Annotated in this window: 12 protein-coding genes and 1 pseudogene; 8 read left to right on the plus strand and 5 right to left on the minus strand. The window is 70.9% G+C overall.

What is annotated here, in order from left to right; translation table 11 throughout:
• Positions 1–115 precede the first annotated feature (115 nt).
• The 6 genes from VIP82_RS22040 (at position 116) to VIP82_RS22065 (ending at position 7310) form a co-directional block, all read left to right on the plus strand.
• Entirely contained in the window at positions 116–532 is a 417-nt protein-coding gene (locus tag VIP82_RS22040; RefSeq protein ID WP_331912611.1) for an L-rhamnose mutarotase, read from the plus strand.
• Positions 529–1695 (plus strand): L-rhamnose isomerase, encoded by a 1167-nt coding sequence (gene rhaI / locus VIP82_RS22045; protein WP_331912613.1) that lies wholly within the window; start codon positions 529–531, stop codon positions 1693–1695. Before VIP82_RS22040 ends, rhaI begins: the two co-directional genes overlap by 4 nt.
• Positions 1696–1843: 148 nt before the next feature.
• Positions 1844–2731 (plus strand): alpha/beta hydrolase fold domain-containing protein, encoded by an 888-nt coding sequence (locus VIP82_RS22050; protein ID WP_331912615.1) that lies wholly within the window; start codon positions 1844–1846, stop codon positions 2729–2731.
• 31 nt (positions 2732–2762) lie between these two features.
• Positions 2763–4799 (plus strand): bifunctional aldolase/short-chain dehydrogenase, encoded by a 2037-nt coding sequence (locus VIP82_RS22055; protein ID WP_331912617.1) that lies wholly within the window; start codon positions 2763–2765, stop codon positions 4797–4799.
• Positions 4800–4893: 94 nt separating this feature from the next.
• Positions 4894–6324, plus strand: coding sequence for a rhamnulokinase (locus tag VIP82_RS22060; protein ID WP_331912619.1), 1431 nt, complete (start codon positions 4894–4896; stop codon positions 6322–6324).
• Positions 6321–7310, plus strand: coding sequence for a serine hydrolase domain-containing protein (locus VIP82_RS22065; protein ID WP_331912621.1), 990 nt, complete (start codon positions 6321–6323; stop codon positions 7308–7310). Before VIP82_RS22060 ends, VIP82_RS22065 begins: the two co-directional genes overlap by 4 nt.
• 69 nt (positions 7311–7379) lie before the next feature.
• On the opposite strand, the gene VIP82_RS22070 is transcribed toward VIP82_RS22065, so the two are convergent.
• Both VIP82_RS22070 and VIP82_RS22075 read right to left on the minus strand, forming a co-directional pair.
• Positions 7380–8393 carry a LacI family DNA-binding transcriptional regulator gene (locus tag VIP82_RS22070; RefSeq protein WP_331912623.1) on the minus strand — a complete coding sequence of 338 codons (1014 nt, stop codon included), beginning with the start codon at positions 8391–8393 and terminating at the stop codon, positions 7380–7382.
• A gap of 80 nt (positions 8394–8473) precedes the next feature.
• Entirely contained in the window at positions 8474–10732 is a 2259-nt protein-coding gene (locus tag VIP82_RS22075; protein WP_331912625.1) for a beta-glucosidase family protein, read from the minus strand.
• 130 nt (positions 10733–10862) lie between these two features.
• On the opposite strand from VIP82_RS22075, the gene VIP82_RS22080 reads away from it, so the two are divergent.
• The gene (locus VIP82_RS22080) at positions 10863–11045 is read left to right on the plus strand and encodes a hypothetical protein (RefSeq protein WP_331912627.1); all 183 of its coding nucleotides are present in this window, start codon (positions 10863–10865) and stop codon (positions 11043–11045) included.
• 39 nt (positions 11046–11084) lie between these two features.
• Here the strand turns inward: VIP82_RS22080 and VIP82_RS22085 are convergent, their stop codons facing one another.
• From VIP82_RS22085 to VIP82_RS22095, 3 genes are read right to left on the minus strand one after another with little or no spacing between them, the layout of a single operon-like run.
• The gene (locus VIP82_RS22085; protein ID WP_331912629.1) at positions 11085–11930 is read right to left on the minus strand and encodes a transglutaminase family protein; all 846 of its coding nucleotides are present in this window, start codon (positions 11928–11930) and stop codon (positions 11085–11087) included.
• Complete coding sequence (locus tag VIP82_RS22090; protein WP_331912631.1) at positions 11927–12859, minus strand: alpha-E domain-containing protein; 933 nt, start codon at positions 12857–12859, stop codon at positions 11927–11929. The genes VIP82_RS22085 and VIP82_RS22090 overlap by 4 nt, the downstream gene beginning before the upstream one ends.
• Entirely contained in the window at positions 12853–14640 is a 1788-nt protein-coding gene (locus tag VIP82_RS22095) for a circularly permuted type 2 ATP-grasp protein (RefSeq protein ID WP_331912633.1), read from the minus strand. The genes VIP82_RS22090 and VIP82_RS22095 overlap by 7 nt, the downstream gene beginning before the upstream one ends.
• A gap of 210 nt (positions 14641–14850) precedes the next feature.
• On the opposite strand from VIP82_RS22095, the pseudogene VIP82_RS22100 reads away from it, so the two are divergent.
• A pseudogene (locus VIP82_RS22100) lies at positions 14851–15330 on the plus strand (molybdopterin-dependent oxidoreductase); the annotation flags it as partial.

Here is a 15330-nt window from a genome sequence, read left to right on the forward strand (position 1 = left end):
ACGGGAAGCGTTTTCCGTGTTGCGGAATCCGCATCGACCGTTTATCGTTGAAACGATTCATCGATCGCTCGAATCGGACCCGTCCCTTCCCCAGCCGTAGAGGAGTGCACCGCGCATGACGAGCACCACCGCGACGACGCGTGTCTGCTTCCAGCTGCGGATCCGTCCTGAGCTCCTGGACGAGTACATCGCCCGGCACACTCCCGTGTGGCCGGAGATGCTCGCCGAGATCGCCGCGGCCGGCCGCCGCAACTACTCGCTCTTCCTCGGTGAGGGCGGGCAGCTGATCGGCTACTACGAGACCGATGACGACGCGGCCGCACAGGCCTATCTCGCCGGCTCGGAGGTCGCCGCGCGCTGGGAGGCCGAGATGGGCCGCTTCTTCGTCGGGCTCGACGGCCGGCCCGACCAGGCGGCCGCGCCTCTTGCCGAGATCTTCAACCTCCACGATCAGCTCACCGCCGCACGGCGCGCGGCGACCGAGCCCACTGTCCACATCGACCCCGTCCACGAAGAAGGCACCGCATCATGACGACGCTGTCACCTGACACCCTGTCCACCCTCGAAGGCCAGGGCATCGAGCTGCCCAGCTGGGCGTTCGGCAACTCCGGCACGCGCTTCCGTGTCTTCACCACAGCCGGCACGCCGCGCGACCCGTACGAGAAGATCGCGGACGCCGCGCAGGTGAACGCCTACACGAAGCTCGCCCCGAGCGTCGCCCTGCACATCCCGTGGGACAAGGTCGACGACTACGCCGACCTGCGTCGCCACGCCGAGGACCTCGGCGTGAGCCTCGGCACCATCAACTCGAACACCTTCCAGGACGAGGACTACAAGTTCGGGGCGCTCACGCACCACGACGACCGCATCCGCAGCAAGGCGATCGACCACCATCTCGAGTGCATCGACATCATGGATGCCACCGGCTCGCGCGATCTGAAGATCTGGCTCGCCGAGGGGTCGAACTACCCAGGGCAGGCCGACATCCGTGCGCGTCAGGACCGCCTGCAGGACTCACTGCAGAAGATCTACGACCGCCTCTCGGACGAGCAGCGGCTGGTGCTCGAGTACAAGTTCTTCGAGCCGGCGTTCTACCACACCGACGTTCCGGACTGGGGCACCTCGTACGCGCAGGTCGCGTCGCTCGGCGACAAGGCGATGGTCTGCCTCGACACCGGCCACCACGCGCCGGGCACCAACATCGAGTTCATCGTCATGCAGCTGCTGCGCCTCGGAAAGCTCGGCTCGTTCGACTTCAACTCGCGCTTCTACGCCGACGACGACCTCATCGTGGGCGCGGCCGACCCGTTCCAGTTGTTCCGCATCATCTTCGAGGTGGTGCGCGGCGGCGGGCTCAACAACCCCGACGTGGCGTTCATGCTCGACCAGTGCCACAACGTCGAGGACAAGATCCCCGGCCAGATCCGCTCGGTGCTGAACGTGCAGGAGATGACCGCCCGCGCCCTCCTCGTCGACCGCGACGCCCTGGCCGCGGCACAGCAGGCGAACGACGTGCTCGGTGCCAACGCCGTGTTCATGGACGCCTTCTACACCGACGTCCGGCCCGCCCTCGCCGAGTGGCGCGAGTCGCGCGGACTCGCGGCCGACCCGATGGCCGCGTACGCGGCATCCGGCTACCAGCAGCAGATCGCCGCGGACCGCGTCGGCGGCACGCAGGCCGGCTGGGGCGCGTAAGCCCCGCACAGACCCACCGGGGGTGCGGGATGCCGTACCGGATGGGGCTTCGCCCCAAACCCCCGGCCGCGGACGCGGAACCCCCCGCACCCCCGGTGCACCACCTCGATCCCGGCACAGCCGCCGGGTCCGGACCCGAAGGATCCAGATGAGCGAGCCCTACTCCGCCGCCGACGGCCTCGTGCGCGTCTACCCTGCGCGCGAGCCCAACGGCACCGGCCTGGTGTGGGCGCACGGCGGTGCGTTCGCGTTCGGCGACCTCGACATGCCCGAGTCCGACTGGGTCGCCGAGCAGCTCGCGGCCCGCGGCACGACGGTCGTCTCGGTCGACTACCGCCTCGCCCCCGTTCCGGAAGGGTGGGATGCCGCCGGCCGGACGGGCGGCGGCGACCACTACCCCGCGGCATCCGACGACATGCTCACGGCATGGGGGTGGGTCGTCGCCAATGCCGGCCGCCTGCGCATCGACCGCGAGCGCCTGGCGATCGGCGGCACCAGCGCCGGCGGCAACCTCGCCGCCGGGGCGACGCTCCGACTGATCGAGCAGCAGACGACCACGCGTCCTGCGCTCGTGCTGCTCGCCTACCCCACGCTGCTGGCCGTGCAGCCGGCGCCGGACGGAGCCCTCCGCGCCGCGCTGGACGCGCAGCCCGAGGCCGACCGGTTCCGCCCGGAGATGATCCGCGCGATGTACGAGAACTTCCTGGGCGGTCCGATCGACGACGCCCCCCTCGCGGCGATACCAGGAAACGCACGCCCCGACGACCTCGTGGAGTTCCCGCCCACGCTGATGGTCAACGGCGACATCGACGAGCTCCGCGTGTCGGGTGAGGCGTTCGCCGCGTCACTGCACGCCGCCGGGCGCCCGATCGAGGTCGTCACCGAGCCGGGCACCGATCACGGTCATCTGAACCGACCGCAGGAGCCCGCGGCATCCGTCACCCTCGACCGCTTCGCGACCCGCCTCGCCTCCCTGTCCGTCGCCGGTGCCCGCCTTACGGCGGCACCCGCCTCCGCTCCGGCCTCACTCGCCTGAGCCCACCAGCCACCTCAGAAGGAATCCCGACATGACCAACCCGGCCGTCTCCGACCTCATCACCCGGTCCAATCGCCTCGGCGCCGACCCGAAGAACACGAACTACGCCGGTGGCAACACGTCGGCGAAGGGGACCGAGACCGACCCGGTCACCGGCGAGCCCGTCGAGCTGCTGTGGGTCAAGGGCTCGGGCGGCGACCTCGGCACGCTGAAGGAGTCGGGGCTCGCGGTGCTGCGCCTCGACCGCATGCGCGCGCTCGTGAACGTCTACCCCGGCGTCGACCGCGAAGACGAGATGGTCGCCGCGTTCGACTACTGCCTGCACGGCAAGGGCGGCGCAGCGCCGTCGATCGACACCGCCATGCACGGCCTCGTCGACGCCGCGCACGTCGACCACCTGCACCCCGACTCGGGCATCGCCATCGCGACCGCGGCCGACGGCGAGGAGCTCACCGCGAAGGTCTTCGGCGAGAAGGTGGTGTGGGTGCCGTGGCGCCGCCCCGGCTTCCAGCTGGGCCTGGACATCGCCGACATCAAGGCGAAGAACCCGCAGGCGATCGGCTGTATCCTCGGCGGCCACGGCATCACGGCGTGGGGCGACACCTCCGACGAGGCCGAGCAGAACTCGCTCTGGATCATCGAGACCGCCGCCGCGTACATCGCCGAGCACGGCAAGGCCGACCCCTTCGGCGGCGTCCGCGCCGGCTTCGAGGCGCTGCCCGAGACCGAGCGCCGGGCCAAGGCCGCCGCGCTCGCACCGACGATCCGCGGGCTCGCGTCGACGGACAAGCCGATGGTCGGCCACTTCACCGATGTGCCCGAGGTCCTGGACTTCCTCGCGTCCGAGAAGGCCCCGGCTCTCGCCGCACTCGGCACCAGCTGCCCCGACCACTTCCTGCGCACCAAGGTGAAGCCGCTCATCCTCGACCTGCCGGCCGACGCGAGCGTCGAGGACTCCATCGCACGCCTCTCGGAGCTGCACGAGGCGTACCGCGCCGACTACCAGGCGTACTACGACGCGCACGCGACCGCCGAAAGCCCCGCGATCCGCGGCGCCGACCCGCTCATCGTGCTGATCCCGGGCGTGGGCATGTTCTCGTACGGCGCGAACAAGCAGACCGCCCGCGTGGCCGGCGAGTTCTACGTCAACGCCATCAACGTGATGCGCGGCGCCGAGGCGCTGTCGACCTACTCCCCCATCTCCGACGCCGAGAAGTTCCGCATCGAGTACTGGGCGCTCGAAGAGGCGAAGCTGCAGCGCATGCCCAAGCCCAAGACCCACCAGGGTCGGATCGCACTCGTCACGGGCGCGGCATCCGGCATCGGCAAGGCCATCGCCACCCGCCTCGCCGCCGAGGGCGCCTGCGTCGTGATCGCCGATCTCGACCTCGAGAAGGCGCAGGCCGCTGCGGCAGAGCTCGGAAACACGGATGTCGCCATCGGCGTCGCCGCGAACGTGGCCGATGCCGACGCGATCCAGGCCGCGTTCGACGCCGCCGTGCTCGCGTTCGGGGGCGTCGACCTCGTCGTCAACAACGCCGGGCTGTCGCTGTCGAAGCCCCTGCTGGAGACCACCGAGAAGGACTGGGACCTGCAGCACGACGTGATGGCGAAGGGCTCGTTCCTCGTCTCGAAGGCCGCCGCCAAGATCCTCATCGAGCAGAAGCTCGGCGGCGACGTGATCTACATCTCGTCGAAGAACTCGGTCTTCGCCGGCCCGAACAACATCGCGTACTCGGCGACCAAGGCCGACCAGGCGCACCAGGTGCGCCTGCTCGCGGTCGAGCTCGGCGAGCACGGTGTGCGCGTCAACGGCATCAACCCCGACGGCGTCGTCCGCGGCTCGGGCATCTTCGCGTCGGGCTGGGGCGCCAACCGCGCCGCGACCTACGGCGTGAAGGAAGAGGACCTCGGCCAGTTCTACGCGAACCGCACGATCCTCAAGCGCGAGGTCGTGCCCGAGAACGTCGCCGACGCGGTCTTCGTGCTCACCGGCCCCGAGCTGAGCCGCACGACGGGCCTGCACATCCCGGTCGACTCCGGCGTCGCCGCCGCGTTCCTGCGATGACCGCCGCAGCCGGCGCAAGAGCGCGAACGCGCCACTTTCCTGCGACCGCGGCTTCGGCCGACGCCGCGCTCGCAGCGAAGTGCAGCGGTCGCACATGCGGGAGCCCGCGGTGACCGGCGGCATCGTCGCGGCAGTCGACCTCGGTGCGACCAGCGGGCGCGTCATGCTCGGCTACGTCGGCGACAGCGTGCTGCGCCTCGAGCAGGTCGCGCGGTTCCCTAACGGCCCCGTGCCGGGGCCGGACGGCCTGCACTGGGACTTCTCGGCGCTGTACCGCCACATCGTCGAAGGCCTCACCGAGGCGCTGCGGCGTGAGCCCGGCATCGCGAGCATCGGCATCGACTCGTGGGCCGTGGACTACGGGCTCGTCCACGGTGGCGAACTGCTCGGCGAACCGTTCCACTACCGCGACGAGCGCACCGCGCGCGGCGTCGAGTCCGTGCACGGCGAGGCGCCGTTCGAGGAGCTGTACCGTCGCAACGGCCTGCAGTTCCTTCCGTTCAACACGCTGTACCAGTACGCGGTCGAGGCGCGCCTCGCCGACGCCGACGTGGCGCTGCTCATCCCCGACCTCGTCGCGTTCCTCTTGACGGGCGCGCGGTTCGCGGAGCGCACCAACGCCTCCACGACCGGCCTGGTCGACGTCCGCACCGGCGAGTGGGACCTCGAGCTCGCCGCACGACTCGGCATTCCGGCATCCGTCCTCCCACCCCTCGTGGATCCGGGTGCGACGCTGGGCACACTCCACGGCGAAGCCCGCGAGCGCATCGGCGCCCCGCTCGAGGTCATCGCGGTGGGCTCGCACGACACGGCCTCCGCGGTCGTCGCGGTGCCGCTGAGCACCCCCGACGCCGCCTACATCTCGTGCGGCACGTGGGGCCTGGTCGGCGTCGAACTCCACGAGCCCGTCGTGAGCGACGCGGCGCGCGAGGCGAACTTCACGAACGAGGGCGGCGTCGACGGGCGCGTCCGGTTCCTGCACAACGTGACCGGGCTGTGGCTGCTGAGCGAGGCCGTCCGCACGTGGGAGGCCGAAGACGGCGCGACGATCGATCTTCCGGCATTGCTGGATGCCGCGGCCGCCGTCACCGGTGACATCCCGCTGTTCGACGCCGACGATCCGCGCCTGTCGGCGCCGGGCGACATGCCGGCCCGCATCGCCGCCGTCCTCGACGAGGCGGGCGCAACGGTGCCGGCGACCCGCGAGGCGTTCGCGCGGACGATCGTGGAGAGCATCGCGCAGGCGTTCGCCGACGCCGTCACCACCGCCGGCAGACTCACCGGCCGCGTCATCGATGTCATCCACATCGTGGGCGGCGGGGCCCTCAACCGGCTGCTCTGCCAGGCGACCGCCGACCGCTCGGGGCTTTCCGTCCTCGCGGGACCGGTCGAGGCGACCGCGCTCGGCAACGTCCTCGTGCAGGCCCGCGCGCACGGCTGGTTCGGGCCCGACGCCTCCCTGGAGGATCTGCGGCGCGTGGTCGCGGCATCCGTGTCTCCCGAGCGGTACGAGCCGCGCTCGTGAGCGACTACGGCGCGGCGTTCGACTGGGCGCGACGGCACGTCGAGGCGGGGCGTCTGCCGACGGCGGTGCTCGGCGTCGCGACGACCGACGGTGTCGTCGCGCTCGACGCGTTCGGGGCGACCGACGGCCGCCCCGCCCGGGTCGATGATCCGTACTGGCTGTTCTCGATCACGAAGGTGCTGACGGGCCTGACGGCTGCGCGCGCGATCGAGCGCGGGCTGCTCACCACCGAGACGCCGCTCGCCGCCGCTGTTCCCGAGTTCACGAGCGGGCGTGACGACGTGGTGCGCCTGCGCCACCTCGTGAGCCACACGTCCGGCATCCGGGAGCCGACACTCGACCCCGTCGAGGGCCTGCACGCCGCGCTGCGCGCGCCGGGCCGCGACTTCGCCGCGGGCACCGCCTCGCGGTATTCGACCGTGGCGTTCCAGGGGATCGCCGAACTGGTGCGGCACGCGACCGGTCAGGACTGGGATGCCGACATCGCGGCGTGGGCTCCCGCACTCGGCGCGGACGGGTTCACGCTGGATCCCTCCGCCGACCCGCACACCGTGGTCGACGCCGAGCGCCTCGGGCTCGACATGCGCGGGTTCGCGAGCCACCGCAATCCCGGCGCCGGCATGATCGGCGCGGCCGCCGACCTCCTCGCCGTCGGGTCCGCCCTGCTGCGCATCGGCGAGGGCGAGACCGGGGGCGTCGTGCAGCCGGCGACGCTTGCGATGATGCACCGCCCTCTCACCGGTGACATCCCGCGGCTCGAGCCGTATCCCGCCGAGCGCGGGCAGGACTGGGGCTTCACGTTCAACCTCCGCACGCGCGCACCCGGCCTCATCGACCGCGACGTGTTCGGTCACGCCGGCTGGGCGGGCACCGAGTTCTGGGTGCATCCGACCGCGGGTGTCGCCTACGTGCTGCTCACGAACGCGGCCGAACGCCCCGGCGTCGATGTCGACGAGCTCGACAACGCGGTGGTCACGGGCGTCTGACGGCGCCGGGTGACGGCGTCCGGGACCGGCGGGACGGCGCCTGACCGCGCCGGACCCGACGCGAAGGCGTCAGGCCGGCGGAGCGCCCGCCGAGGTGCGCACCTTCAGTTCGACGTCGAAGATCTCACGCGCAGCCTCCGTGCGTCCGGCGATGCGCTCGAGCAGCATCTGCACCGCTCGCGCGCCCATCGCCTCACCGGGCTGGTGCACCGTCGTGAGGCCCAGGGCGGGGTGCGACGCCATCGGCACGTCGTCGTAGCCGACGACGGCGAGCGGAACACCCACCTCCGCGGCGGCGCGCATGGCACCGAACGCGAGCTCGTCGTGGGCGGCGAAGACGGCGGTCACCGGGGTGCCCGCTTCGAGCATGCGACGCACGACGGCGTACGAGGGGCTCTCGCCCTCGTCGGTGCGCCAGACCACGGCGTTTCCCCCGAGCCCCTCTGCCGCCATGGCCGCCTCGTACCCGTGCAGCCGCACGCCGTGCGGGAAGGGCTCGTGCGCACCGGACTCCTGAAGGGTCAGATGGGCGATGTGCTGATGCCCCAGCCCGAGCAGATGCCTCATCGCGGCCTTCGTCCCTGACGCGTCGTCGCCCGCGACGACGTCGTATCGGTCGGAGGTGTCGTGCCGCCCGAACATGACGACCGGGACGGAGGTGGAGATGCGCTCCAGGCCCGCCTCGTCCACGCGGGGCGACACCGCGATGACGCCGTCGACCTGGCGGTCGACGAGCGCCTCCAGTGCGCGCAGGCCCTCCCGCGAGCCGGCTTCGGCGGGGGCGATGATGAGCTGGTACGGCGTGCCCTCGAGAGCACCGGTCGCTCCGCGCGCGATGCGGGCGAAGAAGTGGTTGGCCAGATCCGGAAGCTCGATGCCCAGCGTGTAGGTGCGTCCGCGCATGGCACGCGCCGCGATCCGCGGGCGGTAGTTCAGCTGCGTCATCGCGGCCGTCACGCGCTCGCGCATGGCGTCGCTCACACCGTATGCGTCGCGCAGCACCTTTGACACCGCCGCACGTGAGACGCCGGCCGCTTGCGCGACGTCTTCGATGGTCGCCGCACGCGGCCGCTGGACACTCATGACACGAGGCTAGTGGCGGGCGGCGCAGCGACGCCGGATGGGACGGCACGTGCCGTCACCGCCCCATCCGGCGCCATGGGCTACTTGACCGAGAAGGACGCCGCGGCGTCGGCGCTGATCGACCCGCCGACCGTCACCGTGTAGGTGCCGGTCGCGGTCGTCCATGCCGAGGACGCGGTGTCCCAGTACTCGAGCAGGTGCATGTCGGCGAGGTCCTCGGCCGACAGCGTCACCTGCACGTTGCGGTGCTCCCCGGGCTCGAGCGTCACGCGCTCCCAGCCGATCAGTCGCTTCGAGGGCTCACCCGAGACATCCGGCAGCTCGAGGTAGACCTGTGCGACCTCGGTGCCGGCGACATCGCCGGTGTTGGTGAGCTTGAACCGCACCCGGACCTCCTTGTCGCCGGTGGTGGACTTCGGCGTCACCGTGACCTTGTCGTAGGCGAAGTCCGTGTAGCTCAGGCCGTGACCGAACTCGAACAGCGGCTCGATGCCTTCGGCCTCGTACCAGCGGTAGCCGACCTCCAGCCCCTCGCTGTAGTCGACCTGCCGGATGCCCGATGCATCCAGCACACCCGGATACTGCGCCTCGGAACCGGCGGTCGGCGTGTCGGCGAGCGAGACGGGGAACGTCATCGGCAGCTTGCCCGACGGGTTCGCATCGCCGTACACGAGCGCCGCGAGCGCCGGGCCGAACTGCTCTCCCGAGTGCCACGCGTGGAACACCGCGTCGACGTCGTCGATCCACGGCATCTCGACGGCGGAGCCCGCGTTGAGCACCGCCACCGTGGAGGGAGCGGATGCCGCGACCGCCTCGATCAGCTGATCGCCGTTGCCGTCCAGCCGGAGGTCGGGCAGGTCCTGACTCTCGCCCATCGTGTAGTGGCCGAACACGATCGCGACATCGGCGGCCGATGCCACGGCCGCAGCCTGCGCCACGTCGGCCCCGTTGTCGTACAGGACCTCCCCGCCCGCCTGCGTCACGCGTTCGGTGAGAGCGGTGAGCGGGTCGACGAGCGCCGCGCAGTTCAGGACCGGCCCGCCCGGACCGAACGGGAAGTCCCAGCCGCAGCCGGTCTGAGCGCTGACGTCGCCGGTGGGGACGCTCGACGCCGTCTGTCCGATGACGGCGACGGTGAGATCCCCCTCGGCGAGAGGCAGCACACCGTCGTTCTTGAGCAGCACCGTGCTCTGCTCCGCGATCTCGCGCGCGAGCGCCTTGTGCTCGGGCGTGGAGACGTTCGCAACCGGCGCCGTGGGCACCGGGTGGTCGAACAGGCCCCCCGCGATGTAGGAGCGCACCACGCGGAAGGCGGCTTCGTCGATCCGCCCCTGCGTGATCTCACCGGCGGCGAGCGCGGTGTCCAGACGTGCCGGCGTGAACCAGCGCGGCCGGTTCAGTTCCTGATCGAGGCCGGCGTTCAGCGACGGAGCGGTCGAGTGCACCGATCCGAAGTCGCTCATCACGTAGCCCTCGAACGGGTAGTCCTCGCGCAGGCTCGTCGTGAGGATCTCGTTCTCGCACGCCCAGGCGCCGTTGACCTGGTTGTACGAGCACATGAGGCTGCCCGGATCGCTCTTGCGCACCGCGATCTCGTACGGCAGGTCGTAGATCTGCTTGAACGTGCGCTCGTCCATGTTCGACGAGCTGGACTGCCGGGCGAGCTCCTGCTCGTTGGCCACGTAGTGCTTCAGGTTCGCGATCACCGGCTTGTCCGGGTTCCCGTCCTCCAGACCGCGCACGTTCGCGGCCGCCATGAGACCGGAGAGCACCGGATCCTCGCCGAAGTACTCCGAGCCCCGGCCGGACAGCGGTGTGCGGCCCGAGGCGATGCCCGGTCCGAGGACGACCGCACTGCGCTTGTCGAAGGACTCGCTGCCGTGCGCACTGGCCTTCTGCTCGCCGAGCTCGAGGTTCCATGTCGCCGCGACCGCGATCGGCCCCGGCCACGCGGTCGTCCCCGCCGACTGATAGACGCCGTCGGGTCCGTTGGCGTAGATGACGACCGGCGTACAGGCCACCTGTGCGGGGTACACGACCGGCGCCTCACCGGTGAACCCGGGGTTCCACGTCGTGCGCGTGGGGTCGTTCGCCGGCTGCTCGACCAGCCAGCGATACTTCTGATGCTGCGAGCTGGCGTCGAGCAGCGCCTGAGCGCGTTCGTCCGCAGACTTCGAGGCATCCATCCACGCCACGGTGCTGCAGTCCACCGCGGCGGCGGGCGCGGCGACCGCGATCACCGTCCCCGTGCTGACCAGCGTGGCACCCAGCAGCACCGCGATCGCACGTCGACGCCTGCCCGTTCTGCGCGGCTGTCGGTCGTTCTCGGACAACGTCATCGTCGTTCCTCTCCGTCGAGGAGCGATCCGTAGACCGCTCTACATTTGTAGACCGCTCTACGGTGACACGTGGCATCCGCGCACGTCAAGGCCCCGGCGCGCGGCATCCGTCCAGCGTTAGCGTGTGCACATGGACGAACGGCGAAGTGAAGACGAGACGCCTCGCAACGGCACCCCGGGCGACGAGAGCCCGCGTGGCGGCGACGGGAGCCCGGTCGGCGGGGACGAGATCACCGAGGAGCAGCTCGAGGCAGACAACCCCGTCGAAGCGGACACGCTGGAGACCCTCGACCCCGACAACCCGCCGGCCTGACGGCGCGGCCGAGTCGGCGTCGGGACGACGGAGCCTGGCCTACGCCTCGCGCGTGATCGTCACCTTGACGTGCAGGTTGCTCTTGAACGGGCCGGCATAGACGCCGCGCAGCGGCGGCACGTCGCCGTAGTCGCGGCCACGGCCGACGAGCACGTGCCGGTCGCCGATCTCGATGTTGTTCGTCGGGTCGAAGCCCTGCCACTCCCCCGCGAACCACTCGATCCATGCATGGGACTCGCCGGTCACCGCGACGCCGACCTCCGCCGACGGCCGGGGGTGGAGGTAGCCCGACACGTAGCGCGCCGGGATGCCGACCTCGCGGAGCGCCCCGAGGGTGACGTGCGCGATGTCCTGGCAGACGCCCTTGCGCGCCTCCCACGCCTCGCTCGCGGTCGAGTGCACGCCGGTGATGCCGTGCATGTACTCGACGGCGTCGCCCACCGCGACCGAGATCGCGTGCGCGGCGCGGCCGGGGTGCTCGTGCTCCGCGGCGATGGCGCGCGCGAGCTGGGCCACCTCGGCGTGCGGCCGCGTGCGCACGGTCTGCGTCAACTGCTCGACCGTCTCGATCGAGCGGGCCGACTCGCGGGCGAGCTCGTCCCACGTGAGGTCGACGTGCTCGAGCGGGCGCGGACGCACCTCGACCAGCGAGCGCGCGGTGATCGTCAGCGACGAGTGGGGTGACAGCACGTCGAACGCCGCGACCCGCGTGCCGAAGTAGTCGACGTACTGGTTGACGGATGTCGAGGGCTCGATGTCGAGCGACGAGTTCAGCACGAACTGGCTGTCGGTCGAGCCGGGCAGCATGCGCGCCTCGTTGTACGAGGCGGTCACGTCGCCCAGATAGCTGAACCCGGTCTGGTGCTCGATGCGCAGGCGTTTCATGAGATCTCTCCGATCCAGCTCGGCTCTGCCTGCGTCGGGAAGAACCGGCCGCGGATCGCTTCAGATGCCTCCCGCGTGACCTTCTGCACGCGGTCCATGTGGGTGGGCAGCTCGCCGAGGATCTCGGAGATCGGCCGGTACTCCAGGTCGTTGCGGATCTGCCCGAGGGCCCGCAGCACGGTGTTGGAGTGCCCGACCCGATCGGCGCGCGGATCGATCGCGCTCATGCACTCCTCGGCTCGCTGGATGGAGTAGATGATCGAGCGCGGGAAGAGCCGATCCAGGAGCAGGAACTCGGCGGCGTTGCGGGCACTCGGCATGCCGCGGTAGGTGCGCAGGTATGCCTCGTAGGCGCCGCACGAGCGCAGGATCGTCGTCCACGACGGACCGGATGCCTCGGTGAGCGACCGCGTCGCCAGCAGGCGCGCGGTCATGTCGGTGCGCTCGATGCTGCGTCCGAGCGTGAAGAACTGCCACGCCTCGTCGCGGCTCGTCGAGGAGTCGACGATGCCGATGGCCAGCGCCGCACGCTCGCGCACCCACTGGAAGAACTCGTGCACCCGGTCGTTCTGCAGGCGGCGCGGCATCCGTGCACTCGTGGTGTTCAGCGTCTCCCACAGCTCCGTCGAGACGATCTCGCGCGCCCGGCGCGCGTTCTCGCGGGCGGCGGTCAGCGCGTAGGCGATGCTCGACGGGTTCATGCGGTCGACCGCGAGGCGTGCCAGCACGTCCTCGCGGCGCACCAGGTCGATGCCGTCGGGCGGAACAGAGCCCATGACGCTGAGGAGGGAGCGGCACGCGGTGTCTTCGTCGATCCACGGGTCCTCGAGCAGCAGCTGGAGGTGCACGTCGAGGATGCGCGCGGTGCCGTCGGACCGCTCGATGTAGCGCCCGATCCAGAACAGGCTCTCGGCGATACGACTCAGCATGACGCACCCCCTTCGTTCTCACCCGACGTGTGTCCCGTATTCGACCGCATCGGGCCCGCCGGAGCGGCGGATTCCGGGACACGATGGGCGGAGACCGGGACATCGCGGCAGTGGGCGGATGCGTTGTCGCGGGCCTGCTGCTGCTGCTCCTGCTGCTCGCGGTTGCCGCGCACCGGATCCCGCGGGGAGTGGGCGGGCTCGCTCTGCGCGTCGTAGATGATCGGGATCGCGGCAGTGACGGCCGCCTGATCGGCGACGAGCTCCGGCACCTTGCCGGGGCCGTACTCGCCGCCCGCGGGTGCGGAGCCGCCGACGATCCAGGTGTCCTTCGAGCCGCCGCCCTGGCTGGAGTTGACCACGAGCTGGCCCTCCGGAAGCGCGACGCGGGTGAGGCCGCCCGGGAGCACCCAGACGTCCTCGCCGTCGTTGACCGCGAACGGCCGGAGGTCCGCGTGGCGCGGGCGCATGCCGTCCTCCACGAGCGTCGGGATCGTCGACAGCATGACCACGGGCTGCGCGATCCAGCCGCGCGGGTCGGCGAGCAGACGCTGGCGGAGCTTCTCGAGCTCGGCGGGCGAGGCATCCGGTCCGACGACCAGGCCCTTGCCGCCCGAGCCGTCGACTGGCTTCACGACGAGCTCATCGAGCCTGTCGAGCACCTCTTCGAGGGCGTTCGGGTCTTCGAGCCGCCACGTGTCGACGTTCTTGAGGATCGGCTCCTCCGCCAGGTAGTAGCGGATGAGCTCGGGCACGTACGTGTACAGCAGCTTGTCGTCGGCGACGCCGTTGCCCACCGCGTTCGCGATGGTGACGTTGCCGAGCCGCGCGGCGAGCATGAGGCCGGGCGCACCGAGCATCGAGTCGGCGCGGAACTGCAGCGGATCGAGGAACTCATCGTCGACGCGACGGTAGATCACGTCCACGCGCTTGGGGCCGCGGGTGGTCCGCATGAACACCTTGCCGCCGATGCACAGCAGGTCGCGGCCCTCGACGAGCTCGACGCCCATGAGTCGCGCGAGCAGCGTGTGCTCGAAGTAGGCGGAGTTGTAGACGCCGGGCGTGAGCACGACGACGTTGGGGTCCTCGATGCCGGCCGGCGCGGAGGCGCGCAGCGCCGCGAGCAGCTTGTTCGGGTAGTCGCCGACGGGGCGCACCCGCATCGAGACGAAGAGCTCGGGGAGGGTCTGGGCCATGACGCGCCGGTTCGATATGACGTAGCTGACGCCCGACGGCACGCGCACGTTGTCTTCGAGCACGCGCATCTCGCCGTGCTCGTCGCGGATGAGGTCGATGCCCGACACCTGGATGCGCACGCCGTTGGCGGAATGGATGCCTGCGGCCTGGCGGTAGAAGTACTGCGAGCTCGCGATCAGTCCGGCGGGAAGCACCTCGTCGCGCACGCAGTACTGGTGTCCGTAGGCGTCGTCGAGGAACGCCTCGAGCGCGCGCACGCGCTGCTTCACGCCTGCCTCGATGCGCGACCACTCGTCGAACGTGATCACGCGGGGCACGGCATCCAGCGGGAAGGGACGCTCCTCCCCCGCGAAGTCGAACGTCACACCCTGCGCGAGATACGAGCTCGCGAGGGAATCGGTGCGCCCGCGCAGCTCCTCCTGAGTCATCTGCGCGAGCGCCTGGTACAGCTCTCGATAGGCCTCGCGCGACTCGGCCGGCGCACCCGGGTGAGCCGGGTTTCCGAACATCTCGTCGAACGCGGGAACCCCCGAGGGCGTCTTGCGCGGCGCGAGCGTGGAGCCGTAGCCGTCGAACAGATCACCCATCCGGACAGCCTAATGCGGGCCGTGTTGCCGCGGTGTTTCGACGGATGCCGGCGGCACCGTGAGCGCGATCGCCCGCGACCGGAGGACACCCGCGGAACCGGTGCCCGGCCCGCTCACGTCCTGCCTCACCACGCCGTGGAAGATGCGCCGTAAGAACCCCGTAATCCGCGACACCGCCCCGTGGACGCCCGCGAACCATACGCTGGCACCATGGCTGCGATCCGATCGGCCGGACGCGCCCCGGCCCCGCTGACGTGGACCGCAGGCGTGGCCGCCGTGCTGCTCGCGGCGGGGCTCGGCGAGTTGGTGGCCATGGTCGTCAGCCCCGCGTCCAGCCCGGTGGCGGCGATCGGCGCCGCGCTCATCGACGTCGCACCGCCGTGGGCGAAAGACACCGCGATCGCCCTGTTCGGCACGGCCGACAAGATCGCCCTCGTCGTCGGCATCGCCCTCGCGATGCTGATCCTCGCCGCGCTCGCCGGTTGGCTCCAGGCCCGCCGTCCGCCGTGGGGCGTCGTCGTGATCGCCGCCTTCGGCATCACCGGCGCGATCGTCGCGGCGACGCGACCCGGCGCCGAACCCCTCGCCTGGCTGCCCGCGCTCGTGGCAGGTGCCGTGGGCGCCACCGTGCTCCGGCTGCTGATCCGGCTGCTCCAGCCGGCCCCGGCCGACCCGGCACCGGCCGACTCG

The sequence above is a fragment of the Microbacterium sp. genome (assembly GCF_036566905.1).
Classification (GTDB): Bacteria; Actinomycetota; Actinomycetes; order Actinomycetales; family Microbacteriaceae; genus Microbacterium.

What these genes read in the sequence shown, in the direction of transcription:
- VIP82_RS22040 (WP_331912611.1), top strand. Translation starts at nt 116, where the DNA reads ATGACGAGCACCACCGCGACGACGCGTGTCTGCTTCCAGCTGCGGATC.
- rhaI (WP_331912613.1), top strand. Translation starts at nt 529, where the DNA reads ATGACGACGCTGTCACCTGACACCCTGTCCACCCTCGAAGGCCAGGGC.
- VIP82_RS22050 (WP_331912615.1), top strand. Translation starts at nt 1,844, where the DNA reads ATGAGCGAGCCCTACTCCGCCGCCGACGGCCTCGTGCGCGTCTACCCT.
- VIP82_RS22055 (WP_331912617.1), top strand. Translation starts at nt 2,763, where the DNA reads ATGACCAACCCGGCCGTCTCCGACCTCATCACCCGGTCCAATCGCCTC.
- VIP82_RS22060 (WP_331912619.1), top strand. Translation starts at nt 4,894, where the DNA reads ATGCGGGAGCCCGCGGTGACCGGCGGCATCGTCGCGGCAGTCGACCTC.
- VIP82_RS22070 (WP_331912623.1), bottom strand. Translation starts at nt 8,393, where the DNA reads ATGAGTGTCCAGCGGCCGCGTGCGGCGACCATCGAAGACGTCGCGCAA.
- VIP82_RS22075 (WP_331912625.1), bottom strand. Translation starts at nt 10,732, where the DNA reads ATGACGTTGTCCGAGAACGACCGACAGCCGCGCAGAACGGGCAGGCGT.
- VIP82_RS22080 (WP_331912627.1), top strand. Translation starts at nt 10,863, where the DNA reads ATGGACGAACGGCGAAGTGAAGACGAGACGCCTCGCAACGGCACCCCG.
- VIP82_RS22085 (WP_331912629.1), bottom strand. Translation starts at nt 11,930, where the DNA reads ATGAAACGCCTGCGCATCGAGCACCAGACCGGGTTCAGCTATCTGGGC.
- VIP82_RS22090 (WP_331912631.1), bottom strand. Translation starts at nt 12,859, where the DNA reads ATGCTGAGTCGTATCGCCGAGAGCCTGTTCTGGATCGGGCGCTACATC.
- VIP82_RS22095 (WP_331912633.1), bottom strand. Translation starts at nt 14,640, where the DNA reads ATGGGTGATCTGTTCGACGGCTACGGCTCCACGCTCGCGCCGCGCAAG.